The sequence below is a fragment of the Streptomyces sp. NRRL F-6492 genome, from assembly GCF_001280125.1.
Classification (GTDB): Bacteria; Actinomycetota; Actinomycetes; order Streptomycetales; family Streptomycetaceae; genus Streptomyces.
In genome coordinates this window covers 1-22294 of record NZ_LGEG01000259.1, presented here as the reverse complement: position 1 = coordinate 22294, position 22294 = coordinate 1, and the positions used below count along the sequence as shown (strand labels likewise).

General features: G+C 73.2%; 17 protein-coding genes. 4 read left to right on the top strand and 13 right to left on the bottom strand.

What is annotated here, in order from left to right; all coding sequences use genetic code 11:
• Nucleotides 1-152 precede the first annotated feature (152 nt).
• Complete coding sequence (locus ADL08_RS30115) at nucleotides 153-1319, top strand: sensor histidine kinase (protein WP_053648561.1); 1167 nt, start codon at nucleotides 153-155, stop codon at nucleotides 1317-1319.
• Between the two features lie 123 nt (nucleotides 1320-1442).
• On the opposite strand, the gene ADL08_RS30110 is transcribed toward ADL08_RS30115, so the two are convergent.
• Entirely contained in the window at nucleotides 1443-2048 is a 606-nt protein-coding gene (locus ADL08_RS30110) for a response regulator transcription factor (RefSeq protein WP_053648559.1), read from the bottom strand.
• A gap of 132 nt (nucleotides 2049-2180) precedes the next feature.
• Complete coding sequence (locus ADL08_RS30105; protein ID WP_053648557.1) at nucleotides 2181-4340, bottom strand: RecQ family ATP-dependent DNA helicase; 2160 nt, start codon at nucleotides 4338-4340, stop codon at nucleotides 2181-2183.
• A 346-nt stretch (nucleotides 4341-4686) separates the two neighbouring features.
• Here ADL08_RS30105 and ADL08_RS30100 point away from each other — a divergent pair, with 346 nt between their 5' ends.
• Nucleotides 4687-5316: a hypothetical protein gene (locus ADL08_RS30100; protein WP_053648555.1), complete on the top strand. Its 630-nt coding sequence runs from the start codon at nucleotides 4687-4689 to the stop codon at nucleotides 5314-5316.
• 97 nt (nucleotides 5317-5413) lie between these two features.
• Here ADL08_RS30100 and ADL08_RS30095 read toward each other — a convergent pair whose 3' ends face one another.
• The 5 genes from ADL08_RS30095 to ADL08_RS30075 form a co-directional block, all read right to left on the bottom strand.
• Nucleotides 5414-6052, bottom strand: a complete 639-nt coding sequence (locus tag ADL08_RS30095) for a hypothetical protein (protein ID WP_078968533.1) — start codon at nucleotides 6050-6052, stop codon at nucleotides 5414-5416.
• 104 nt (nucleotides 6053-6156) lie between these two features.
• Nucleotides 6157-6879, bottom strand: a complete 723-nt coding sequence (locus ADL08_RS30090) for a ribonuclease HII (protein WP_053648550.1) — start codon at nucleotides 6877-6879, stop codon at nucleotides 6157-6159.
• Nucleotides 6880-7294: 415 nt separating this feature from the next.
• Nucleotides 7295-8203 (bottom strand): ADP-ribosylglycohydrolase family protein, encoded by a 909-nt coding sequence (locus tag ADL08_RS30085; RefSeq protein ID WP_053648549.1) that lies wholly within the window; start codon nucleotides 8201-8203, stop codon nucleotides 7295-7297.
• Between the two features lie 12 nt (nucleotides 8204-8215).
• Nucleotides 8216-8875 (bottom strand): histidine phosphatase family protein, encoded by a 660-nt coding sequence (locus tag ADL08_RS30080; RefSeq protein WP_053648547.1) that lies wholly within the window; start codon nucleotides 8873-8875, stop codon nucleotides 8216-8218.
• Nucleotides 8876-8945: 70 nt separating this feature from the next.
• Nucleotides 8946-9551: a YdbC family protein gene (locus ADL08_RS30075; protein ID WP_053648545.1), complete on the bottom strand. Its 606-nt coding sequence runs from the start codon at nucleotides 9549-9551 to the stop codon at nucleotides 8946-8948.
• Between the two features lie 315 nt (nucleotides 9552-9866).
• Between ADL08_RS30075 and ADL08_RS30070 the strand changes: the two genes are divergently transcribed.
• Nucleotides 9867-10397 (top strand): TerD family protein, encoded by a 531-nt coding sequence (locus ADL08_RS30070; protein ID WP_053648544.1) that lies wholly within the window; start codon nucleotides 9867-9869, stop codon nucleotides 10395-10397.
• Nucleotides 10398-10560: 163 nt separating this feature from the next.
• Here ADL08_RS30070 and ADL08_RS30065 read toward each other — a convergent pair whose 3' ends face one another.
• Together ADL08_RS30065 and nrdR are read right to left on the bottom strand one after the other, a co-directional pair.
• Complete coding sequence (locus ADL08_RS30065; RefSeq protein ID WP_053648541.1) at nucleotides 10561-13458, bottom strand: vitamin B12-dependent ribonucleotide reductase; 2898 nt, start codon at nucleotides 13456-13458, stop codon at nucleotides 10561-10563.
• 179 nt (nucleotides 13459-13637) lie between these two features.
• On the bottom strand, nucleotides 13638-14147 hold the full coding sequence (nrdR, locus tag ADL08_RS30060) for a transcriptional regulator NrdR (RefSeq protein WP_030220839.1): 510 nt from the start codon (nucleotides 14145-14147) through the stop codon (nucleotides 13638-13640).
• A gap of 517 nt (nucleotides 14148-14664) precedes the next feature.
• Between nrdR and lexA the strand changes: the two genes are divergently transcribed.
• A complete protein-coding gene (lexA, locus tag ADL08_RS30055) occupies nucleotides 14665-15453 on the top strand; it encodes a transcriptional repressor LexA (protein ID WP_053648539.1) in 789 nt (262 codons plus the stop codon).
• Nucleotides 15454-15546: 93 nt separating this feature from the next.
• On the opposite strand, the gene ADL08_RS30050 is transcribed toward lexA, so the two are convergent.
• From ADL08_RS30050 to ADL08_RS30035, 4 genes are all read right to left on the bottom strand, one after another.
• Nucleotides 15547-17520, bottom strand: a complete 1974-nt coding sequence (locus ADL08_RS30050) for an ATP-dependent DNA helicase (protein ID WP_053648538.1) — start codon at nucleotides 17518-17520, stop codon at nucleotides 15547-15549.
• Between the two features lie 37 nt (nucleotides 17521-17557).
• The gene (locus ADL08_RS30045) at nucleotides 17558-19414 is read right to left on the bottom strand and encodes an IucA/IucC family protein (RefSeq protein ID WP_199837115.1); all 1857 of its coding nucleotides are present in this window, start codon (nucleotides 19412-19414) and stop codon (nucleotides 17558-17560) included.
• Nucleotides 19415-19475: 61 nt separating this feature from the next.
• Nucleotides 19476-20315 carry a GNAT family N-acetyltransferase gene (locus ADL08_RS30040; RefSeq protein ID WP_053648536.1) on the bottom strand — a complete coding sequence of 280 codons (840 nt, stop codon included), beginning with the start codon at nucleotides 20313-20315 and terminating at the stop codon, nucleotides 19476-19478.
• An 84-nt stretch (nucleotides 20316-20399) separates the two neighbouring features.
• Nucleotides 20400-22292 (bottom strand): IucA/IucC family protein, encoded by a 1893-nt coding sequence (locus ADL08_RS30035; RefSeq protein ID WP_078970592.1) that lies wholly within the window; start codon nucleotides 22290-22292, stop codon nucleotides 20400-20402.
• Nucleotides 22293-22294: the final 2 nt, after the last annotated feature.

The following is a 22294-nucleotide window of genomic DNA, read 5'->3' as shown; positions in this document are numbered from 1 at the left end:
CCTGAGGAACGCGTGCTTCCGGCCACGGAGGGCCCGGCGCTGCCTATGCTGCGGGTTACCGGAGCGTCTTCAGGCGAGGAGCCATCATGCGTCGGACAGCGTCGCCCTCCCGTGACACACCGCTCGAGGAAGGTCTGGCTCCCCAGGCGGAGATGGCGCCACGGGTCGCCGTCGCCATCACCACGGTGGTGATCTGCGGTTTCTTCGCGGTCGCCGTCACGTACGTGCTCCAGGCCCGGTACACCACGTTCGGCCTGGTGTCCTGCCTCGCACTGCTGCTGGTCCTGATGGGCCTGCAACTGTGCCATTCCTTCCCCTCGTTCATGCCGCGCGCCGTGACCCGGCACCGCCGCTGGACGCTGGCCGCGCAGACCCTGCTGACGTACGCGCCGTTCACCGTCTTCGGCGCCGCGTGGCTGGGCATGCCCGGTTTCCTCGCCGCGTCCTCGCTGCTCGTGCTGCGCACCGCGCTGGGCTGGCTCGCCTTCGGCACCGTCGTGGTGACCACCGGGGCGCTCCAGTTCGCGGTCGGCTTCGGCGTGAGCGAACTGGCGTACAACTGCGTCGCCACCACCCTCACCGGCCTCGTCGTCTACGGGGTGAGCCGGCTCGCCTATCTGATCCGCGAGGTGCAGACCGCGCGCGAGGAGCTCGCCCATCTGGCCATCACGCAGGAACGTCTGCGCTTCGCCCGCGACCTGCACGACCTGCTCGGCTACAGCCTCTCGACCATCACCCTGAAGTGCGAGCTCACCTCCCGGCTCGTCCGGCTGGACCCGGAGCGCGCCGAGACCGAGATCACCGAGATCCTCCAGACGGCCCGGCAGGCACTGGCCGACGTCCGCGCCGTGGCCAGCAGCTATCTGCACATGAGCCTGCGCCGCGAGCTCGGCTCCGCCGAGTCCCTGCTGCGGACGATCGGCATACGGACCGAGGTGCGCGTCGGCGTCGAGCTGCCCCCGGGCCCCGTCGACACGGTCATGGCGACGGTGCTGCGCGAGGGCATCACCAACGTGCTCCAGCACAGCAAGGCCCAGCACTGCGTGATCGAGACGGCCGAGGAAGGCGACCACGTGCGGATCACGGTCGCCAACGACGGTGTGGGCGAGGAACGTTCGATCTTCCTCCCGGTCACCGCCGGGACGGGCGGAAGCGGTCTGAACAACATGACCACGCGCGTGGAGGCGCTGGGCGGGCGGCTCACCTCGGGGTTGCGCGAGGACGGCTGGTTCCGGCTCACCGCGGAGGTCCCCCGGCAGGCGGGCGTCCCCGTGCCCCCGGACGACGAGCAGGAGGCGGCCGTCCTTCCGGGCCGCTGATCCGCCCGCTCACCGGCCCGGGAAGAGGACCGGCCCGGGAAGAGGACCGGCCCGGGAAAGTGGCCGGCTCGGGAAGGTGGCCGGTTCCGGGAGAGGTCCCGGCGGCCGGCCGCCGGGCCTGCCTCAGAGCCAGCCCATGTCCCGGGCGATGCGCACCGCGTCCATGCGGTTGCGGGCGTTGAGCTTGGTGACGCTGGTCGTCAGGTAGTTCCGCACCGTTCCGGCGGACAGGAAGAGCCGCCGGGCGATCTCCGGCACGTCCTCCCCCTCGGAGGCCAGCCGGAGCACCTCGGTCTCCCGGGGGCTCAGCGGGTTGTCGCCGATCTGGAGCGTGGCGACGGCCAGCTGGGGGTCGATGACCTGCCTCCCGGCCGCCACGTCCCTTATCGCCGCGGCCAGTTGGGCGGGGTCGGCGTCCTTGAGCAGGAACCCCGAGGCGTGGGCCTGGAGGGCGCGCATCAGGTTGCCGGGCCGCCCCAGACTCGTCAGGATCACGGTCCGGCACTCCGGCATCTGCTCGTGGAGCAGGCCGGCGGCCCGGATGCCGTCCATCCCGGGCAGGTCGATGTCGAGAACGGCGACGTCGGGCCGCACTTCGAGCGCCCTGGGCACCACCTTGTCCCCGGCGTCCACCTCGGCGACCACTTCGAGGTCCGCCTCCAGCTCCAGCAGGGCCACCAGCGCCCTGCGCAGCATGAGCATGTCCTCGGCGAGCAGGATTCTGACCATCGTCCCCCCATGACGCCGCAAACGCGGGCGGTCCCTTCGGTTTCGGTCGATCTTAGCCCTGCGCGGACAACCGGAACCCGAACTCGGAAGGCGAAAAGCCCAGTTAGACGCGGCGTCAGGAATCCGAGGGGGTCAGCCGGCCGCGGCGAGGACCAGGGGGAGGACCCGCGCGGCGCCCGCCCGGCGGAGCAGCCGGGCGGCGACCGCGAGGGTCCAGCCGGAGTCGGTGAAGTCGTCCACGAGCAGTACGGGGCCGGGGGCGGCCGCCAGGGCGCCGGACAGCTCCCCGGAGACGGCGAAGGCGCCGGAGAGCGCCCTGAGGCGCTGTGCGGAGTTGCTGCGGCGGACCGCGTGCGCGCCGTCCGGCCCGGTGTGCGCCAGGGTGCCCAGGTACGGGAGGCGGCCGACGTCCGCGATGCCCCGGGCGAGGGAGCCGACCAGCTGCGGGCGGGCCAGGGAGGGCACGGCGACCACTCCCACCGGCCGGGCGGAGGCGTCCGGGACGTCCGGCGCCCAGCCGCCCGGGGAGCGCGCCCAGTCGGCGAGGACCGCCACCGCGGCCTTGAGGACGTCGTCCGGGACCGGCCCGTCGGGCGCGTTCTCGGCGAGGAGGGGGCGCAGCCGGTTGCCCCAGCCGATGTCCGAGAGCCGGCCCAGGGCCCGTCCGGTGGCGCACTGCTCGCCGGCCGGGATGCGGCCCTTGAGCTCGATGCCCAGGGCGGGCATCCCGGTCGGCCACATCCGGCGCGGCTCGACCTCCACGCCCGGTCGGTCCAGCTCCCTGGTCGCGCCCGTCAGCGTCTCCTGCGACACGGAGGTGTCGGCCCAGGCGCCCGCGCAGTTGTCGCAGCGGCCGCAGGGGGCCGCGCCCTCGTCGTCCAGCTGCCGGCGCAGGAACTCCATCCGGCACCCGGCGGCGCTCACGTAGTCGCGCATGGCCTGCTGCTCGGCGGCCCGCTGCCGCGCCACCCACGCGTACCGCTCGGTGTCGTACGTCCAGGGGCGTCCGGTGCTCTCCCAGCCGCCCTTGACCCGGCGCACGGCGCCGTCCACGTCGAGGACCTTGAGCATGGTCTCCAGGCGGGTGCGCCGCAGGTCCACCGCCGCCTCCAGGGCGGGCACGGACAGCGGCCGTCCCGCGTCGGCGAGGGCCGCCAGGGTCTGGCGGACCTGTGCCTCGGGCGGGAAGGCGGTGTCGGCGAAGTAGCGCCAGATCGCCTCGTCCTCCTTCCCCGGCAGCATCAGCACCTCCGCGTGCTCCACGCCGCGCCCGGCCCGGCCCACCTGCTGGTAGTAGGCGATCGGGGAGGACGGCGAGCCGAGGTGGATCACGAAGCCGAGGTCGGGCTTGTCGAAGCCCATGCCGAGGGCCGAGGTCGCCACGAGCGCCTTGACCCGGTTCTCCTGGAGGTCGGCCTCGGCCTGGAGCCGGTCGGCGTTCTCCGTGCGGCCCGTGTACGAGGCGACGGGGAAGCCGCGCTGCCGCAGGAAGGCGGTGGCCTCCTCGGCGGCGGCGACCGTCAGCGCGTAGACGATGCCGGAGCCCGGCAGCTCGTCCAGGTGCTCGGCGAGCCAGGCCAGCCGGTGCGCGGCGTCCGGCAGCCGGACCACGCCGAGCCGCAGGCTCTCCCGCTCCAGGGAGCCGCGCAGCACCAGCGCCTCGCCGGCCCCGGTGCCGAGCTGCTCGGCCACGTCGGCGGTCACCCGGGCGTTGGCGGTCGCGGTGGTGGCGAGGACCGGCACCCCGGGGGCGAGCTCGGTGAGCATGGTGCGCAGCCGGCGGTAGTCGGGGCGGAAGTCGTGGCCCCAGTCGGAGATGCAGTGCGCCTCGTCGACCACCAGGAGGCCCGTGGTGGCCGCGAGCTTGGGGAGCACCTGCTCGCGGAAGTCCACGGAGTTGAGGCGCTCCGGGCTCACGAGGAGGACGTCGGTGTCGCCGCGCTCGACCTCGTCGTAGATCGCGTCCCACTCCTCGGGGTTGGCCGAGTTGATGGTGCGCGCCCGGATGCCGGCCCGCTCCGCCGCCCCGACCTGGTTCCGCATGAGGGCGAGGAGCGGCGAGATGATCACGGTGGGTCCGGAGCCGCGGCGGCGCAGCAGGGCGGTGGCGACGAAGTACACCGCCGACTTGCCCCAGCCGGTGCGCTGCACCACCAGGGCGCGGCGCCGCTCCTCCACCAGGGCGGCCACCGCCAGCCACTGGTCCTCGCGCAGCCGGGCCGTCCCCTCGGGGGCGCCGACCAGCTCGGCGAGAACGGCATCGGCTTCGGCGCGGAGTTCCGGATTGTCCATGCCCCCATGCAACCCGATGCCACTGACAATCGGCGAACTCACCCAGCGTGACGGCCCGTCCACGAGCGGAAGGCGCGTTTCCGCTGGTGCCCGCGGGGTGTACGGCGCGTGGAGAGGAACCCGGCGGACGAACGGGGAGTGAACAATGGGCAACTGGGCAGGGATATGAGTGGCATACCAACGCATTCCCGTCAGCGGCCTCAATTGCTCATTGCCGCTCGCGCACGGGCCCGCAAGAATTGGACCACCGCCCCACAAGGCCCGTCAGCGGTCCGGAAGGACTGTGCCGTGGTGCGCCCTCACCCGACCTTGCCCGCTCAGCGGGCGCGTATCCGAAGGGAGGACCGTGACCCTCGGATTCGCTCCGCCCACAGCCGCCTCGCTCAGATCGTCGTCCGGGTCCGCCAGCCGCCTGGCCCGGATACTCGAACCCTCCGAGTGGGCCGCGGCGGGGATCCCCCTGCTCGGTGATCCGCGCGAGGTCGTGGGCGGCCTGCACTCCCGTCACGCGCCCGGGCCCTCGACGGCGGTCCTCGCGGTCCTGGACCACGAGGAGCGGATCGCCGCCAGCGCCTCGTTCGTCCCCCGTTCCGCACCGGCGGACGGCTGGGACTTCCGCAACGCGCTCCTGGCGCACCTGCGGCGCGTGATCCCGCACGACCTGCGGAGGCGGGCGCCGGTGCGGACCGCGGTGCTGCTGTACTGCCGCGAGGGGGACGAGCGGTGGACGGAGGAGGACGGGGCCTGGATGTGGGGGCTCCGGGACGCCTGCACGCTGCACGGGCTGCGCTGCGGGGCGTACATCACGCTGACCAAGAGCGGCTGGCAGGTGCTCGGCGAGGGCCGGGGAGGCCGTCGGCCGAGCTCCGAATCGCTTCCCGTGCCGCTCGACAACGGACCGGCCGAGTTCGACCGGATCACGCCGAGGACCGCGAGCGGCGCGGCCGAGCCGCTGCGCCGGGCCGCCGCGCGCTGAGCACGCGCGCGGCGCGCGGACGGCGCGCCGACGCCACCGCCCCTCCGCCGGGCCCCGAGGGGCCCGGCGGAGGGGCGGTCGGCGAAAGGGCCGCCGGTCAGACGCCGGCGCCCGCTCCGAGGAGCTCTGTGACGCGCTGCGGGTCGCCGCAGACGACGAGCAGCGTGCCCGCGCGGGCCATCGCCGCGGGCAGGACGCGGGCGGTCGCCCCGTCGTCCCCGCCGTTGACGGCGACGATCACCACGGGACGGGCGGTGGCCCGCTCCACGGCGGAGGCGTCGGCGAAGAACACGTCGTCGCCGGTGTCCTGCTGGGCCCAGTAGGCGGCTTCGCCGAAGGACAGCTCGTGCGCCGTCCACGGGTGCTGCGCGCCGGTGGTGAGCAGCAGGACCTCGCCGGGGGCCCGGCCGCTCTCCAGGAGCAGGTCCAGGGCCTCCTCGGCGGCGTCGAGCGCGCCGTCGACGGAGGCGGGGATCAGCTGGAGCTGGGGGGTGGACCGCTGGTCGGAACGATTCTCCGTGCCACCGGCCGGGGTCTTCCCGGGCGCGGGCACGGGCCGCGGCTTCGGCGGCGCGGGCCGGGCGGGTCCGGGGACGGGGTGTCCGGGTCGCGGGGAGGCCGCGGAACGCGGACCGGGTACGGGACGGGGGGTCGACGCGGGGCGGCCGGCGGCCGCGGTGGCGCGGGGACCCTGGGCGCTCTCGTGAATCTGAGGCTCCTCGGGGATGAGAGGCATGGGTGGATGTCTATCAAACGCCGCTGCGCGGGGCATCGGCGGGTGGGCGCACAGGTGCGCCCCGGGCGCGTGAGCCGCCCTCCGGCGGCTCCGTGACCGGAAGTTCAGAAGTCGAAGCCGAGTTGGCCCCCGCTCTCCAGCGCGGCCGCCTCGACGGAGAGGCGGACCTTCTTGAGGTGGCGCCACCGGGGCAGCGCGTCCAGGTAGGACCAGGAGAGCCGGTGGTGCGGGGTGGGGCCCAGCTCTTCGAGGGCCGCCCGGTGCACCGGCGAGGGGTAGCCCGCGTTGGCGCCGAAGGCGTACGGCGCGTACTCCCCGGCCCCGGTCCCGGTCCCGGGGCCCAGTTCCGCCATGAGGGCGTCCCGGCGGACCTTGGCGAGGACGGAGGCGGCGGCCACGGCGACGCAGGACTGGTCGCCCTTGATCACCGTACGGACCCGCCAGGGGCTGCCGAGGTAGTCGTGCTTCCCGTCGAGGATCACCGCGTCGGGCCGCACGGGGAGCCCTTCGAGGGCCCGGACCGCCGCGAGCCGCAGCGCCGCGGTCATTCCGAGGTCGTCGATCTCCTGCGGGGAGGCGTCGCCGAGCGCGTACGCCGTCACCCACCGCTCCAGTTCCACCGCGAGGGCGGCGCGGCGGCCGGGGGTGATCAGCTTGGAGTCGGTGAGTCCTTCGGGGGGCCGGCGCAGTCCGGTGACGGCCGCGCAGACCGTGACGGGACCGGCCCACGCCCCGCGCCCGACCTCGTCGACTCCGGCGACGATCTTGGCGCCGGTGGTGGCTCGGAGCGATCGCTCGACGGTGTGGGTGGGGGGTTCGTACGGCATGGCGCCAGACAGGTTACGCCGCCCGGCACCGCCCGCGATACCCGGATTCCCGCCAAGCTCCCGCGGAGCCCCTCGGCCCCGTCTCCCGGCCCCGCCTCCCGGCTCCGCCGCCACCGCGCTCCGACCGCTCCGTGATTCGCTTCCGCACACCATGGATCGGCACGTGGTCACCACGGGAACGAGCACGGAAACCGAACCGCCACCCGCTCCACGCCCCGTACATAAATCCTTGTGGGAAAGGGAAATGAAGGCGTCGGGCCGAGAACCGGAGCACCCCGAAACGACCGGCAGGCCGCCCCGGCCGACGCACGGGGAGTCGCATGCGCGAAGCAGGAGAGAAGCCGAAGAGAAGCCGAAGGGAAGCCGCCGGGACCAGCGGTTCCCACCCCGGTCCCGGCGGCATCGCGTCGCGGCCTCAGGAGGCCGTGACGGGAACCCACTCCGGAAGGTCCTCGGTCTGTCGCAGCCAGTCCGCCGGCGGCGCGCCGGCCGCCGTGGCGGCCACCACGCCCCCCGCGATGGCGCAGGTCGTGTCGACGTCGCCGCCGACCTGCGCGGTCGTCCAGAACATCCGCTCGAAGTCGCCGAGCGCCCGCGCGGCCGACCAGAGGGCGAAGGGGACCGTGTCGTGCGCGCTCGTGCGCCGTCCGCTGCCGAGCACGGCGGCGACCGTGCCGGGGTCGCCGTAGTTGAGCATGTCGCGGGCCCTGCGCAGGCCCGCCCCGACCGCGCTGCGCGGCACCAGGGCGACCACCCCGTCGAGCAATGCCTCGGGCGTGGGCGGCCCGGCGGGGTCGGCCGCGAGGGCGGCCGCGGCGGCGACGGCCATGGCGCCCACCACGGCCTCGCGGTGCTGGTGCGTCGTGTACGCGGAGATCTCGGCCTGGTGGGTCGCCTGCTCCGGGTCGTCCGCGTACCAGGCCCCGAGCGGGGCGATCCGCATCGCGGCGCCGTTCCCCCAGGAGCCCTGCCCCTTGAAGAGCGCGGCGGCCAGCTCCCGCCAGTCGCCGCCCTCCCGGACGAGCCTGAGCATCCGGTTGACCGCGGGGCCGTAGCCCCGGTCGAAGTCGTGGTGGTGCGCGAAGGACAGGGCCAGGGCGTCCTGGTCGATCCGGTCGTGTCGCGCGAGGACGGCCAGGACGGAGCAGGCCATCTCGGTGTCGTCGGTCCACTGCCAGGGCCCGGGAGGCGGCTCGCGCCGCTTCAGCAGGGGGTAGTGGACGGGTACGAAGAACTGGGAGCCCAGGGCGTCTCCCACGGCCAGCCCGCGCAGGCTGGCCAGGGCGCGGTCGAAGCGCCGGTCGGGTGAGGAGTCAGCGGTCATCGGTCTGCCACTCTATCCGGTGCGTCCGTACGGTTCCGGGGTACGCCAGCGTTCGAACGGCCTGTCCAGACCGTACCTCCCGTCCTCGCCGAGCCGGAGGACGCGCGTCTCGGCGTTGCCGGGGTTCGACAGCGACTCGAAGTCGGCGACCGTCCAGTGGAACCAGCGCATGCAGAAGAGGCGCATGGTCAGTCCGTGGGTGACGAGGAGGACGTTGGGCGGGTGGTCGGGGGCCTCGAAGCTGCGGTACAGGCTCTCCAGGAAGGCCCCGACCCGGTCGTAGACGTCCGCGCCCGACTCCCCCTGGGCGAAGCGGTAGAAGAAGTGCCCGTACGCGTCGCGGTAGGCCTTCTGGAGGCGCACGTCCTCCCTGTCCTGCCAGTTGCCCCAGTCCTGCTCCCGCAGGCGCGGCTCCTCGCGGACCCGGACCTGCTCCGGGGGGAACCGGAAGGCGCGGAGGGTCTCGTGGGTGCGCCGGTAGGGCGAGACGTAGACGCTGACCGGCTCGTCGCCGAAGAGCTCCCGCAGCCGCTCCCCCGTCTCCTCCGCCTGCCGCAGCCCGGTCGCGGTGAGCTTCAGGGCATGGTCGGGCTCGCGTTCGTACACCGTGTCATCGGCATTGCCCTCGGACTCTCCGTGCCGGACGAGGACGATGCGCCGCGGTCGTGCCATACCCCGACCCTAGATCGCCGTCCTCCGGAAGGCTCGGCCGAGGGGGGTCCACCGGCGGGGCGGCGGGGACTCAGACCGTCCAGGACGGTTCGAGCCGCACCACGTCCCCGTTCAGCGCCGCCACGTCGGCCGCGGTCCGGGCCCGCAGCCCGAGCCGCTCCACCCGCTCCTCCCGGTACTTGCCGTGCTCGGCGGCGGACTGCCACATCGAGAGGACCAGGAACTCGCTGCCGGGCGCCTCGCCGAACATGCCCCGCAGCATCCCGGGGGACCCGGCCATCGCCGGGTTCCACACCTTCTCCTGCATGAGCGCGAAGTGCTCGGCGCGGTCCTCGTGGACGCGGCAGTGGGCCACCCGTGCCACGTCGGCGTCGGAGAAGCGCGGCTCGAACCCCGTCTTCACGTCGAAGCGGTGGTCGAACAGCCTGACCCGGCCGTCGCGGAACGTGCCCACCTGCGACGCGGCGAGCCGGTCATGCGACCGCGCCATGAAGGAGTCGTAGAAGGCCCGGCTCTCCCAGAACGCGAAGACGTGGGCGACGTCAGGCCGACCCCGGCTCCACCCGCCGCCCTGCCCCCGGAACCCCGGCTCACCGAGCAGCCCCGCCCATTTCCGCTGCCCCCGCTCGAACCCTCGACGGTCCACCACGGTGCAGCGAATCCACTTGACCAGCACCGCGCCATCGTACGGGGCCGGAAGGCACCCCGGCAGTCCCCGGCGGGCGCACGCGCCCTGCCCCGCGCGCCCCGCCCGGAAGCCCGCGACGGCCCGTCAGAACCGTCGCACCACCGACGCGTTCTCCGTCCCACCCGTTCGATTCGAGCCAGACGGACGACGAGATCCGGCTCGTCCCCCCGTACCTCCCGGAGCACCGGGCCCTCTGTCGGCGTCGCATGACACCATGAGTGACCGGCACGCGACCGAGGGCCCTTCGACCGGCCCGGCGGCACGAGGCGAGGCGCGCGGGGGCGCGCGGAGAGGGGAAGCGCCATGAGCGGACTCAACAAAGGGGTGGGACGCGTCGAGGTGACGCTCAAGTGGGACCCCGCACCGGCCGGCGCTCCGGCCCACGACCTGGACCTCGTCGCCGGCGTCTTCACCGCCGACGACCCGCACGGCGCCCCGGACCAGCTGGTGCACTTCGGCAGCCGCTCCCCGGACGGCACGATCACTCTCCACCGCGACAGCCGCACGGGCCAGGGGTTCGGCTACGACGAGGCCATGACCGTCGAGCTGGACCGGCTGGCCCCGAGGTACGCGCGCGTGGTGGTGGGCGTGGCCATACAGCAGAGCGGCGGGCGGCTCTCCTTCGGCGACGTCCCGGGCACGGGCATACGGGTCCGCGAGGGCTACACGGACCTCCTGACCCACGACTTCGCGGACGTCCCGGGCGCCCTGTCGGCGACGGTCGTGGAGTTCACCCGCACCGCTCCCGACAGCTGGGCGTACCGCCCGATCCCCCGCGGCTTCGACGCCGACCCCCAGACCTTCGGCACCCTCCTGGGCACCTCGGCCGCCTGACCCCGCCGACCGCACGGTCAGGAACCGCCGCGGGGCGGTCCGGGCCCACGCGAAGCGGCCGGACGAGCCCCTCCCCGCCACGGCGATCACGAGGGAGGCCGGACGCCCGTGACATCGCGAGAGGGGCGCCGACCGGTCGGTCGACGCCCCTCTCACGGACGGATCAGCTGCAGCCGCTGGTGGAGCCGCAGCCCTCGCAGATGTAGCAGGAGCCGGCCCGCTGCATCTTCGTGCCGCAGGAGAAGCACAGCGGGGCGTCGGCGCTGATGCCGAGCTGCATCTCGACGAGCTCCGCCGAGGTGTGGACCTGCTTCGGGGCCGGGGCCTCGGCCTTCGGGACCGGGGCGGTGGCGACGGCCTTCAGCTCCGGGGTGCGGGGCGCCGACTGGGCCAGGCCCTCGACGTCGACCTCGTCGTCCTCGGGCTGCTCGTACGAGCCGGTGTCCAGGTGGCGCTGGCGCTCCTCGGCCGAGTGGATGCCGAGGGCGGACCGGGTCTCGAAGGGCAGGAAGTCGAGCGCCAGGCGGCGGAAGATGTAGTCGACGATCGACTGCGCCATCCGCACGTCCGGGTCGTCCGTCATGCCGGCCGGCTCGAAGCGCATGTTGGTGAACTTCGAGACGTACGTCTCCAGCGGGACGCCGTACTGGAGGCCGACGGAGACGGCGATGGAGAAGGCGTCCATCATGCCGGCGAGGGTCGAGCCCTGCTTCGACATCTTCAGGAAGACCTCGCCGAGACCGTCGTCCGGGTAGGAGTTGGCGGTCATGTAGCCCTCGGCGCCGCCGACGGTGAAGGAGGTGGTGATCCCCGGGCGGCCCTTGGGCAGGCGCTTGCGGACCGGGCGGTACTCGACGACCTTCTCGACGGCCTCGCGGATCGTCGCCTCGGACTTCGCGGTGACCTCGGCCTTCTCGTCCTCCTTCTTCTTGGCGGAGAGCGGCTGGCCGACCTTGCAGTTGTCGCGGTAGATCGCGAGCGCCTTGACGCCCATCTTCCAGGCCTCGAAGTAGACCTCCTCGACGTCCTCGACCGTGGCCGTCTCCGGCAGGTTCACGGTCTTGGAGAGGGCGCCCGAGATCCACGGCTGGATGGCGGCCATCATGCGGACGTGGCCCATCGCGGAGATGGAGCGCTCGCCCATGGCGCAGTCGAAGACCTCGTAGTGCTCGGTCTTGAGGCTCGGGGCGTCGATCACGTTGCCGTGCTCGGCGATGTGGGCGACGATCGCCTCGATCTGCTCCTCCTGGTAACCCAGGCGGCGCAGGGCCTGCGGGACGGTGCCGTTGACGATCTGCATCGAGCCGCCGCCGACGAGCTTCTTGAACTTCACCAGGGCGAGGTCGGGCTCCAGGCCGGTGGTGTCGCAGGACATCGCGAGACCGATGGTGCCGGTGGGGGCGATGACCGAGGCCTGGGCGTTGCGGAAGCCGTTCTTGGCGCCGAGGCGGATCACGTCCTGCCAGGCCTCCGTGGCGGCGGCCCAGATCGGGGAGTCCAGGTCGTCCACGCGGACGGCCGTGGTGTTGGCGTCGGCGTGCTGCTTCATGACGCGCTGGTGCGGCTCGGCGTTGCGGGCGTAGCCGTCGTACGCGCCGACGACGGCGGCGAGTTCGGCGGAGCGCCTGTACGAGGTGCCGGTCATCAGGGAGGTGATGGCGCCGGCGAGGGCGCGGCCGCCGTCGGAGTCGTACGCGTGGCCGGTCGCCATCAGGAGGGCGCCGAGGTTGGCGTAGCCGATGCCGAGCTGGCGGAAGGCGCGGGTGTTCTCGCCGATCTTCCGCGTGGGGAAGTCGGCGAAGCAGATGGAGATGTCCATCGCGGTGATGACGAGCTCGACGACCTTGGCGAAGCGCTCGACGTCGAAGGACTGGTGGCCCTTGCCGTCGTCCTTGAGGAACTTCATCAGGTTCAGCGAGGCGAGGTTGCAGGACGTGTTGTCCAGGTGCATGTACTCGCTGCACGGGTTCGAGCCGTTGATGCGGCCGGACTCGGGGCAGGTGTGCCAGCGGTTGATCGTGTCGTCGTACTGGATGCCCGGGTCGGCGCAGGCCCACGCGGCCTCGGCCATCTTGCGGAAGAGCGCCTTGGCGTCGACCTCCTCGATGACCTCGCCGGTCATGCGGGCGCGCAGACCGAACTTCCCGCCGGTCTCGACGGCCTTCATGAACGCGTCGTTCACGCGGACGGAGTTGTTGGCGTTCTGGTACTGGACGGACGTGATGTCGTCGCCGCCCAGGTCCATGTCGAAGCCCGCGTCGCGCAGCGCGCGGATCTTCTCCTCCTCCTTGACCTTGGTCTCGATGAAGTCCTCGATGTCGGGGTGGTCGACGTCGAGGATGACCATCTTGGCCGCGCGGCGGGTGGCGCCGCCCGACTTGATCGTGCCGGCGGAGGCGTCGGCGCCGCGCATGAAGGAGACCGGGCCGGAGGCGTTGCCGCCGGAGGAGAGCAGCTCCTTGGAGGAGCGGATGCGGGAGAGGTTCAGGCCGGCGCCGGAGCCGCCCTTGAAGATCATGCCCTCTTCCTTGTACCAGTCGAGGATGGACTCCATGGAGTCGTCGACGGACAGGATGAAGCAGGCGGAGACCTGCTGGGGCTGCGGGGTGCCGACGTTGAACCAGACCGGCGAGTTGAAGCTGAAGACCTGGTGCAGGAGGGCGTAGGCCAGCTCGTGCTCGAAGATCTCGGCGTCGGCGGGCGAGGCGAAGTAGTCGTACTCCTCACCGGCCTTGGTGTACGTCTTCACGATCCGGTCGATGAGCTGCTTGAGACCGGTCTCGCGCTGCGGGGTGCCGACCGCGCCGCGGAAGTACTTGCTGGTGACGATGTTGACCGCGTTCACCGACCAGAAGTCGGGGAACTCGACGCCACGCTGCTCGAAGTTCACCGAGCCGTCGCGCCAGTTGGTCATGACGACGTCCCGGCGCTCCCACGTCACCTCGTCGTACGGATGCACGCCGGGGGTGGTGTGGATGCGCTCGATCCGCAGGCCCTTGCTCGCCGACTTGGTTCCCTTGGTGCGGGAACCACGTGCCGGGCCGCTCGCCGTCTCTGTCATGCCGCCTCCCATATACGGGCAAAACACACTTTGGCGCCCAGATAGTCCCAGGGCACCGTCTTCTGGTACGTCGTTCAGTACTGCTGCCACGAGGGCCGCGGGGGCCGTTCGGGGCACGTCTGCCGGGCCGCGCGACGGCGGCCGGTGTCGCCGGGCCGTCGTGCGGCCCGGACCGCCGGTCAGTCGGCGGCGGTGGCGGGAACGGGGACCTCTGGGGTCGCGCCGCTCCCGGGGTTCTCGACGGGGGGCCGCACGCGGAGCTCCGCGATGGCGGCCTCGAAGTCCTCCAGGCTGTCGAAGGCCTTGTAGACGGACGCGAAGCGCAGGTACGCGACGAGGTCGAGTTCCCGCAGGGGGCCGAGGATGGCCAGGCCCACGTCGTGGGTGGTCAGCTCGGCGCTGCCGGTGGCGCGCACCGCCTCCTCGACCCGCTGGCCGAGCTTGGCGAGGGCGTCCTCGGTGACCGGCCGCCCCTGGCACGCCTTGCGCACGCCGGAGATGACCTTGGTACGGCTGAAGGGCTCGGTGACGCCGGAACGCTTCACCACCATGAGCGAGCAGGTCTCCACCGTCGTGAAACGACGGGAGCAGTCGGGGCACTGGCGACGGCGTCGGATGGACGTCCCGTCGTCGGTGGTGCGACTGTCGACGACACGGCTGTCGGGGTGCCTGCAGAAGGGGCAGTGCATTGGTTCCAAGGCCTCCCTCACGGCACGGCTGACGAGCCCCGCGCGGCCCGTCAAGGCCCTGCGGAGCGACCACCAGCATAGGTGATGCGAGCGCCCCCGGCAGACCGGGACCACTACCCCTGGGTGGCCGATGACATCCAACCACTAGATCTAGGGTTGGCGACGCTTCCGGGCCCCGCGTGTCGCGGCGCGCCCGCTCCCGGGATTCCGCCCCCTCGGGTGTGACACTGCGGGGGTTCGCCGAATCGACCGCGGGCGGTCGCGGACAGTCGCGGACGGCACTCACGGGTGGTCACGGGTGGCGGTCACGGGTGACGCGCGGCCCAGCGGCGAAGGCTACCGGAAGGCCCGGTCCGGGTCGGCGGCGCGGTGGCCGGGGCGGCGGCGCGCATACACCTGACTCCGTACAGGTGTAAGACAATCCGCGAATTTTCACTCGAACGTGTGTTTGGCGCAACCTTTCGAAAGCTACTACCGTTGTGCCAGCCAGGGAGACCATTCGAGAGGGGCCGACGACGTGACCACCACCGCAGACAGTGCCACCATCACCGCCCAGGACCGCTCCCAGGGCCGACTCGAGGCGGTGCACGCCATGAGTGACGTAAACATGAACGGCGAGGAGCCAGGGCGCCCCGCCCGCGCCCTTCCCGGGCGACCTCCCGGCATCCGGGCCGACAGCTCCGGTCTCACCGACCGGCAGCGCCGGGTCATCGAGGTCATCCGCGACTCGGTCCAGCGGCGGGGCTACCCGCCGTCGATGCGCGAGATCGGGCAGGCGGTGGGCCTCTCCAGCACCTCCTCGGTGGCGCACCAGCTCATGGCGCTGGAGCGCAAGGGCTTCCTCCGCCGCGACCCGCACCGCCCCCGGGCGTACGAGGTGCGCGGCTCCGACCAGCCGAGCACCCAGCCCACGGACACCACCGGCAAGCCCGCCGCGTCGTACGTCCCGCTGGTCGGCCGGATCGCCGCCGGCGGCCCGATCCTGGCCGAGGAGTCCGTCGAGGACGTCTTCCCCCTCCCCCGACAGCTGGTCGGCGACGGCGAGCTGTTCGTCCTGAAGGTCGTCGGCGACTCGATGATCGAGGCCGCCATCTGCGACGGCGACTGGGTCACCGTCCGCCGCCAGCCCGTCGCGGAGAACGGCGACATCGTCGCCGCGATGCTGGACGGCGAGGCCACGGTCAAGCGCTTCAAGCGCGAGGACGGCCACGTCTGGCTGCTGCCGCACAACGCCGCGTACCAGCCCATCCCCGGCGACGAGGCCACCATCCTCGGCAAGGTCGTGGCGGTGCTGCGACGGGTGTGACCACACCCCGTCGGCTCTGACCGGGCCCCGGAACCCCTGCGCCGGTTCCGGGGCCCTGCCGCGTCCCGGCCCGCTCTCCCCCGGGCCCGGTTCTCAGACGTTCGCCGCCTTCGACGCGGCGTCGATGGCCGCGAGCGACTTCCGCACCTGGTTGCGGTCGGTCGTGTACCAGAAGTCGGGCAGCGAGGCCTTGAGGTAGCTGCCGTAGCGGGCCGTGGCGAGCCGGGGGTCCAGGACCGCCACGACGCCCCGGTCGCCGGTGGCCCGCACGAGACGGCCCGCGCCCTGCGCCATCAGCAGGGCCGCGTGGGTCGCCGCGACCGCCATGAAGCCGTTGCCCCCGGCCTCCTCGACGGCCTTCTGCCGCGCGCTCATCAGCGGGTCGTCCGGGCGCGGGAACGGGATCTTGTCCATGACGACCAGCTGGCAGCTGGGGCCCGGGACGTCCACGCCCTGCCAGAGCGACAGCGTGCCGAAGAGACAGGTCTTCGGGTCGGCCGCGAAGTTCTTGATCAGCTCGCCCAGGGTGTCCTCGCCCTGGAGCAGGATCGGCAGCTCGGGGACCCGGGTCCGCAGCTCCTCCGCCGCCTGCTGCGCCGCGCGCATGGAGGAGAAGAGACCCAGGGTCCGCCCGCCGGCCGCCTGCATCAGCTCGGTGAGCTCGTCCAGCATGTCCTTCCGCTCACGGTCGCGCGTCGGCTGGGCGAGATGCTTGGCGACGTACAGGATGCCCTGCTTGGGGTAGTCGAACGGGGAGCCGACGTCGAGGCCCTTCCAGACCGGCAGGTCGTCCCCGGTGGTGCCCTCGGGGGCCAGGCCGAGCGAGGTCCCGACCCCGTTGAAGTCGCCGCCCAGCTTGAGGGTGGCCGAGGCGAGCACCACGGACCGCTCGGTGAACAGCTTCTCCCGGAGCAGACCGGAGACGGTGAGCGGCGCGACCCGCAACGAGGCACCGAAGCGGTCGTGGCGCTCGTACCAGACGACGTCGTACTCGGACCCCTGCGTGATCCGCTCCGCGACGCCGTGGACGGTCTCCACCGAGGCCATGGCCTGCTTGCGCACGGCGTCCTCGTCCTGCACGGACCGGTCGCGGGTCGAGCCCAGGGCCGTGATCACGGCGCGGGCCGCGTCCCGCAGTGCCATCAGGGCGTACGCGAGGTCCTCCGGGAGCTCCTCCAGACGGCCCGGCAGCGCCAGCTCCATGATCCGCTCGAAGCCCTCGGCGGCGGTCTGCAGCTGGTCGGCGACCTTCTCGTCCACGAGCTTCGCGGCCCGTCGCACCGCGCGGTTGACCTGGCCGGGGGTGAGCTCCCCGGTGGCGACGCCGGTCACGCGGGAGACCAGCTCGTGGGCCTCGTCGACGATCAGCACCTCGTGCTGCGGGAGCACCGGGGCGCCCTCGATGGCGTCGATGGCGAGCAGCGCGTGGTTGGTGACGACGACGTCCGCGAGCTTGGCGCGCTCGCGGGCCGCCTCGGCGAAGCACTCCGCCCCGTACGCGCACTTGCTCGCGCCGAGGCACTCCCGGGAGGAGACCGAGACCTGGGACCAGGCCCGGTCGGAGACGCCCGGCGTCAGGTCGTCCCGGTCGCCGGTCTCCGTCTCGTCCGACCAGTCCCGCAGGCGGATGAGGTCCTGGCCCAGCTTGCTGGTGGGCGCGGCCGCCTCGAAGGGGTCGAAGAGCCCCTCCTCCTCGTCCTGCGGCACCCCTTCGTGGAGCCGGTGCAGGCAGAGGTAGTTCGACCGGCCCTTGAGCATGGCGAACTGGGCGCGCCGGCGCAGCTGCGGGTGCAGCGCGTCGACCGTCCGGGGAAGGTCGCGCTCGACGAGCTGGCGCTGGAGCGCCAGGGTGGCCGTGGCCACCACCACCCGCTCCCCCTGGGCCAGCGCCGGCACGAGGTAGCCGAGCGACTTGCCGGTGCCGGTGCCGGCCTGGACGAGGAGGTGGGAGCTGTCGTCGATGGCCTCGGCCACGGCCTCGGCCATGGCGACCTGGCCGGGCCGCTCCGTGCCGCCGACGGAGGCGACGGCGGCGTGGAGGAGGTCGGGGAGGGATGGCTTCGTCATAGCGCTCCCACCCTAAGGGGCGGTACTGACAGTCCGGTCACGCGAGTGGGTTGGGGACGGTTCCGTGGACGGCCGCGTGGGGGCGCTCGGACCGGTCCCGGTAGCCGTCCAGGTGCAGACGGTTGCGGTTGAGGCAGAGCCGCTCGATGCGGGGGGTGAGGAGGTCGAAGAGTTCGAAGCGGTCCTTCAGCTCGGGGAAGCGCGCCTGGTGGCGCAGGATCTCGGCGCGGACGAGGGCCCAGAAGTCCCGCTCGGGCACTCCGAGTTGTTCCTCGCAGAGCGGCGCCAGGTAGCGGAAGACGCCGACGAAGAGCCCGGAGTGGATGAACTGGGTCAGGAAACCGGGCTCCTCCGTCAACAGGACGTCACGGACGTCGTCCGGAAGGGTGGCGTGTTCGGGGAGCGGGTGGGCACTGATGTTCACATCGTCGACGAAGTCCTTGATCGCCAGGCGGACGGGGACGTCGTCGGCGTCGTACACGACGATCGCGTTCTCGCCGTGGGGCGAGAAGACGGTGCCGTAGCGGTAGAGGAAGTGCAGCAGGGGAGGGAGCAGAGCGGTGAAGAGGTGCTGGAGCCAGACGGCGGGGGCGAGCCCCGAGCGCTCGACGAGCTCGGCGACGAACGCCCGGCCGGCCGGGTCCGTGTGGAGGAGGGCGGCGAGGGTGCGGGCGCGCTCGCCCGGCGGCAGCCTCAGGGGCTCGCGCCAGATCGCGCCGAGCAGTTCCCTGTACTGGTAGGGGACTTCGGGCAGCCGGTCGTACAGCGGGTGCTCGACGGTGACGGAGGCGACCTCCCCGAGGAGGATCACCCGGCACTCGTCCCGCAGGAACGGGTCGGCGTCGCGCAGTCCGTGGACCCAGGAGGTCACGGCGGGGGCGGCGAGGGTGCGTTCGGTGGGCAGTCCGCGCCAGACGAGGGTGTTGAGCACGGAGAGGGGGAGCTTGACGGTGTGCCGGTCGGGGCGGCTGGTGTTGAGGAAGGTGCGGACGGACTGCTGCGGCAGGCGGAGGTCGCCGTCGGCGGGGAGGGGGACGACGTCTCCGGCGGCGACGGCCGGTGCGTAGAGCGGGAGCAGGACCTCGTCCCACTGCCAGGGGTGGACGGGGAGCAGCAGGTAGTCGTCGGGGGCGTGGCCGCGGGCGGTGAGGGCGGCGCGGAAGGCGGCGCGGACCTCGGGGTCGAGTTCCCGGGTGTAGAGGAGGTCGGGGGTGTCGAGGCCGGGGACGCCCCGGTAGGCGGCGAGGCGGTTGCTGACGGCGATCCACGGCAGCCGGGCGGGGCGGCGCGCCTCGGGGGCCCAGCGGGCGGTGTCGGAGGCGGAGAAGCCGATGCGGCCCTTGTTGAGGACGAGCCAGGGGTGGCCGGTCTGGTGGCCCTCGAGTTCGGCGTAGGAGAGCTCGGCCAGCTCGTTCGCGGGGAGGGCCGTGTGGTCGAGGCGGGTGTCGGCGGCGAGGGTGGCGGAGAGTTCGCGGATGAGGTGGCCGAGGGTGGCGCCGTCGAGCCGGAGGAGGCCGCGGGCGCGGACCAGGAGGTCGAGGGGGTCGGTCAGGGGCCGGCCCTCGTGGAAGATCGAGTCGGCGGCGACGCGCCAGCCGCCGTAGGCGCCGCGACGGGCGCGGAAGGTGAGCGTGGTGCCGTCGTCCAGCCGCAGCGCGTGACGGTCGGGGGCGCCGCCCCCGTCTTCGGCGGGGACGGGTTCGAGGACCTCCTCGTACGCGAACTCGGCGAGGAGCTTGGCGAGGAGGCGGGAGGAGGCCCGGGCCCAGGCGGCGGCGTTCAGCTCGGGGGGCGCGAGCAGTTCGGGCGCGGGGGCCGGGACGGGGATCGGGGCGGAGGTCGGGACGGGAGGGGCGGGTGGTGCGGAGTCGTGGGGTGCAGGGGACGTCGACACGAGGACTCCTCGGGGTGGGAACCGCTGTGGGTCGAGCGGTGTACGCAAGGGAGGGGGTTGTTCAGAGGACGTGCCGCAGGGCGCGGTCACGGATCATGAGGGCGGCCCTCTTGTCGGGAAGGTCGACTTCCGCCGCGTAGCGGAAGCCGCCGCCGAGGAAGGCCGAGACGGAGGGGGTGTTGCGGAGGTCAGGTTCGGCGAGGACGCGGGTGCACCGGGGACGGTGGTCGAGGATCAGGTCGGCGACGGCCCGCAGGAGCGTGGTGCCGACGCCCCGGCCCCGGTCGGTGACGCCGCCGATCAGCAGGTGGACACCCGTGTCGTGGGGACGTGCCGGGTAGTGCCGGGCGAGCGGGTCGAGGTCGGCGCGGTAGATCTCGAAGTAGCTCATGGGCGTGCCGTCGAGCAGGCCGAGGCAGGGGACGCTCCGGCCGTCGCCCTCCAGTTGGGCGCGGAGGTGCTCGGCGGTCACGGTCTCGGGTCCGGCGAGCTCCCAGAAGGCGGCGACGGCGGGGTCGTTCATCCACCGGACGAGGAGCGGCAGGTCCCGTTCGAGCCGGACGGGGACGAGCCGGAAGGAGCCGGCCGGGGTGGCGGCGGGGCTCCAGGAGGCGACGGAGTCGAGCAGGTCGCCGTCGAGGAGCTCGCGGTGCGGGCGGCCGCCGCGGAAGAGGAGGCCGGCGGGGGTGTCGGAGGAGGGGACGTCGGCGCGGGAGGGGGCGGAGGTGTCGGAGGCGGAGGCGGAGGCGGAGGTGTCGGGGACGGGGGCGCCCGGGACGGGCGTGTCGGTGGCCGGGGGCTGTGGTGGTGCTCCCCGGGCGAGGAGGGCGAGAAGGTCGTCGACCCTCAGGTCGAGGGTGTCGTCCCCCGGTGGGTCGGCTGGGGGGCGGGTGGGTGACACGGTGTCGCTCTCCTCTCGGCGGTGCGGTCGGGGCGTGGGGCCGTCGGCGGGATCAGGCGCGGCGGGGTTCGGGTGCGGAGGTGATCAGGCGCGGAGGGGGTTGGTGACGGTGACGTAGACGGACTGGGTGTCGACCGGGCCGACGAGTTCGTCCAGGCCGTGCAGACGGGTGAGGAGGTTGGCCTTGCTGCGCAGGGTCGCGGCCTCCAGGAGCCGGTGCGGGAGGGGCGAGCCCAGGCCGGTGGCGGAGGTGAGGAAGCTGCGGAGGGCGGCGAGCAGGACGCGCTCGTCGGCGAGGTGCTGGGCGCCGAAGGCGCCGATCAGGCCGAGGACGTTGTTGATGCCGAGGTAGTAGGCGAAGCGCTCGTCGGTGACCTGGTCGGAGACGAAGGTGTCGCTGTGGGTGCCGATGCCGGGGAGGCGGCTCTCCAGCTCGCTCCGGTGGGACTCGCGGAAGTAGTAGCCCTGGTTGTCGCGGTAGCGGCCGCCGACCGGCCAGCCGTCCGGGTCCAGGAGCACCAGGGTGTTCTGCTGGTGGGCCTCCAGGGCGATGCCGGCGTGTCCGTCGAGCCAGAGGACGGGGCGGACGACGTGGTCGAGGTAGCGGAGGAACCACTCGGTGGCCACGGCCGCGGTGGGGCGGCCCGTGCGGGCGGAGAGCCGGCCGATGACGTCGGTGAGCCGGGAGCGCACGGTGGTGGCGCCGGGCCAGGGGCGGGGGGCGGTGAGGGCGGCGATGCAGACGGCGTCGTCGCCGGGACCGAAGGGGTTGTGGCGGATCATGACGTCGAGGCCGGGGACGGGGGTGCCGTCCGGGGTGTCGACGGCCAGCCAGGCGGGGTCGCGGACGATGTCGAAGCCCGGGTGGGCGGCCTGCCACTCGTCGACGAGGCCGGTCCGGAGCAGCCGGTGTACCTCGACGCCCCGGTGGAGTTCCTTGCGGAGGTTCTCGCGGCGGGAGTTGGTGATGCGCAGGCCGAGGGAGAGCTTGAGCATGGCCGGGGCGCCGGGGCGGTGCACGGTGCGGATGGAGGAGGTGGGGTGCCAGGGGGCGCCGTGGGGTCCGAGGTCGTGGAGGAGGCCGTCGTCGAGGAGGGCGCGGACGTCGGGGCGGTGGCGGAGTTCGCGGGCCTGCCAGGGGTGGAGGGGCAGGGGGACGGTGCCGGCGGGGAGCGCGAGCCCCGCCGCGAGGCCGAGGGCGAGCTGTTCGGCGGTGACGGGGCGGCCCTGTTCGGTCCAGGCGGAGTCGGAGGCCAGGAGGGAGGTGTCGACGGCGAACCAGTGGAGGGGGAAGGCGCCGTGCAGTTCGGGCGAGTAGAGGCGGCTCTCGGCCTCGGTGAGGCCTTCGCGGCTCTTGGGGGTGGGGTGGAGCGGGTGGCCGAGCAGGAGGGACTGCTCGGCGGCGAGGAACAGGTCGGCGTCCGGGTGCGGCTGGGGCCGGCGGCGGCGCTCGGTGATGAAGTCGGCGGTGCGGCGGGCGGAGTCGGCGACCCGGCCGACGAGCTCGGTGCCCTCGGGGCGGCCGGTCTCCCGGCTGAGGAGGGCGGCGACGGTGACCGCGTCGACGGGCGGCGCCGAGGCGGGGAGCCCTTCGAGGGCGGGGGCGCCGAAGCGGTGCCAGCCGGTGGGCGACCAGTAGTGGACGGGCACGAGGAGGGCGGTGCCGCTGGCGTCGAGGGGAACGCGCAGGGTGGCGGAGGCGGGGGCGGGGAGGTTCTTCTCCCGGACCCAGCAGCGCAGGAGGTTCTCGACCGCGGCCGTGTCGGCGGCGCGCCCCGGGTCGGGGTCGTCCAGGGGGTCGGCGGGCCGGGCGGTCCGAAGGCCGTGCGGCCCGGCGTGCTGGTGCGGGACGGTGGGGTCCCCGGGGCAGGGGTGCTCGGAGCCGGGTGCCCCGGGGGCGAGGGTCCCGGCCGCGAGGGGTCCGGCGGTGAGGAGGGGGGTGGTGGCGGGGGCCGGGGGGGGGGGGGGGGCGGTCACGG

What these genes read in the sequence shown, in the direction of transcription:
- ADL08_RS30115 (WP_053648561.1), top strand. Translation starts at nt 153, where the DNA reads ATGGCGCCACGGGTCGCCGTCGCCATCACCACGGTGGTGATCTGCGGT.
- ADL08_RS30110 (WP_053648559.1), bottom strand. Translation starts at nt 2,048, where the DNA reads ATGGTCAGAATCCTGCTCGCCGAGGACATGCTCATGCTGCGCAGGGCG.
- ADL08_RS30105 (WP_053648557.1), bottom strand. Translation starts at nt 4,340, where the DNA reads ATGGACAATCCGGAACTCCGCGCCGAAGCCGATGCCGTTCTCGCCGAG.
- ADL08_RS30095 (WP_078968533.1), bottom strand. Translation starts at nt 6,052, where the DNA reads ATGCCTCTCATCCCCGAGGAGCCTCAGATTCACGAGAGCGCCCAGGGT.
- ADL08_RS30090 (WP_053648550.1), bottom strand. Translation starts at nt 6,879, where the DNA reads ATGCCGTACGAACCCCCCACCCACACCGTCGAGCGATCGCTCCGAGCC.
- ADL08_RS30085 (WP_053648549.1), bottom strand. Translation starts at nt 8,203, where the DNA reads ATGACCGCTGACTCCTCACCCGACCGGCGCTTCGACCGCGCCCTGGCC.
- ADL08_RS30080 (WP_053648547.1), bottom strand. Translation starts at nt 8,875, where the DNA reads ATGGCACGACCGCGGCGCATCGTCCTCGTCCGGCACGGAGAGTCCGAG.
- ADL08_RS30070 (WP_053648544.1), top strand. Translation starts at nt 9,867, where the DNA reads ATGAGCGGACTCAACAAAGGGGTGGGACGCGTCGAGGTGACGCTCAAG.
- ADL08_RS30065 (WP_053648541.1), bottom strand. Translation starts at nt 13,458, where the DNA reads ATGACAGAGACGGCGAGCGGCCCGGCACGTGGTTCCCGCACCAAGGGA.
- nrdR (WP_030220839.1), bottom strand. Translation starts at nt 14,147, where the DNA reads ATGCACTGCCCCTTCTGCAGGCACCCCGACAGCCGTGTCGTCGACAGT.
- ADL08_RS30050 (WP_053648538.1), bottom strand. Translation starts at nt 17,520, where the DNA reads ATGACGAAGCCATCCCTCCCCGACCTCCTCCACGCCGCCGTCGCCTCC.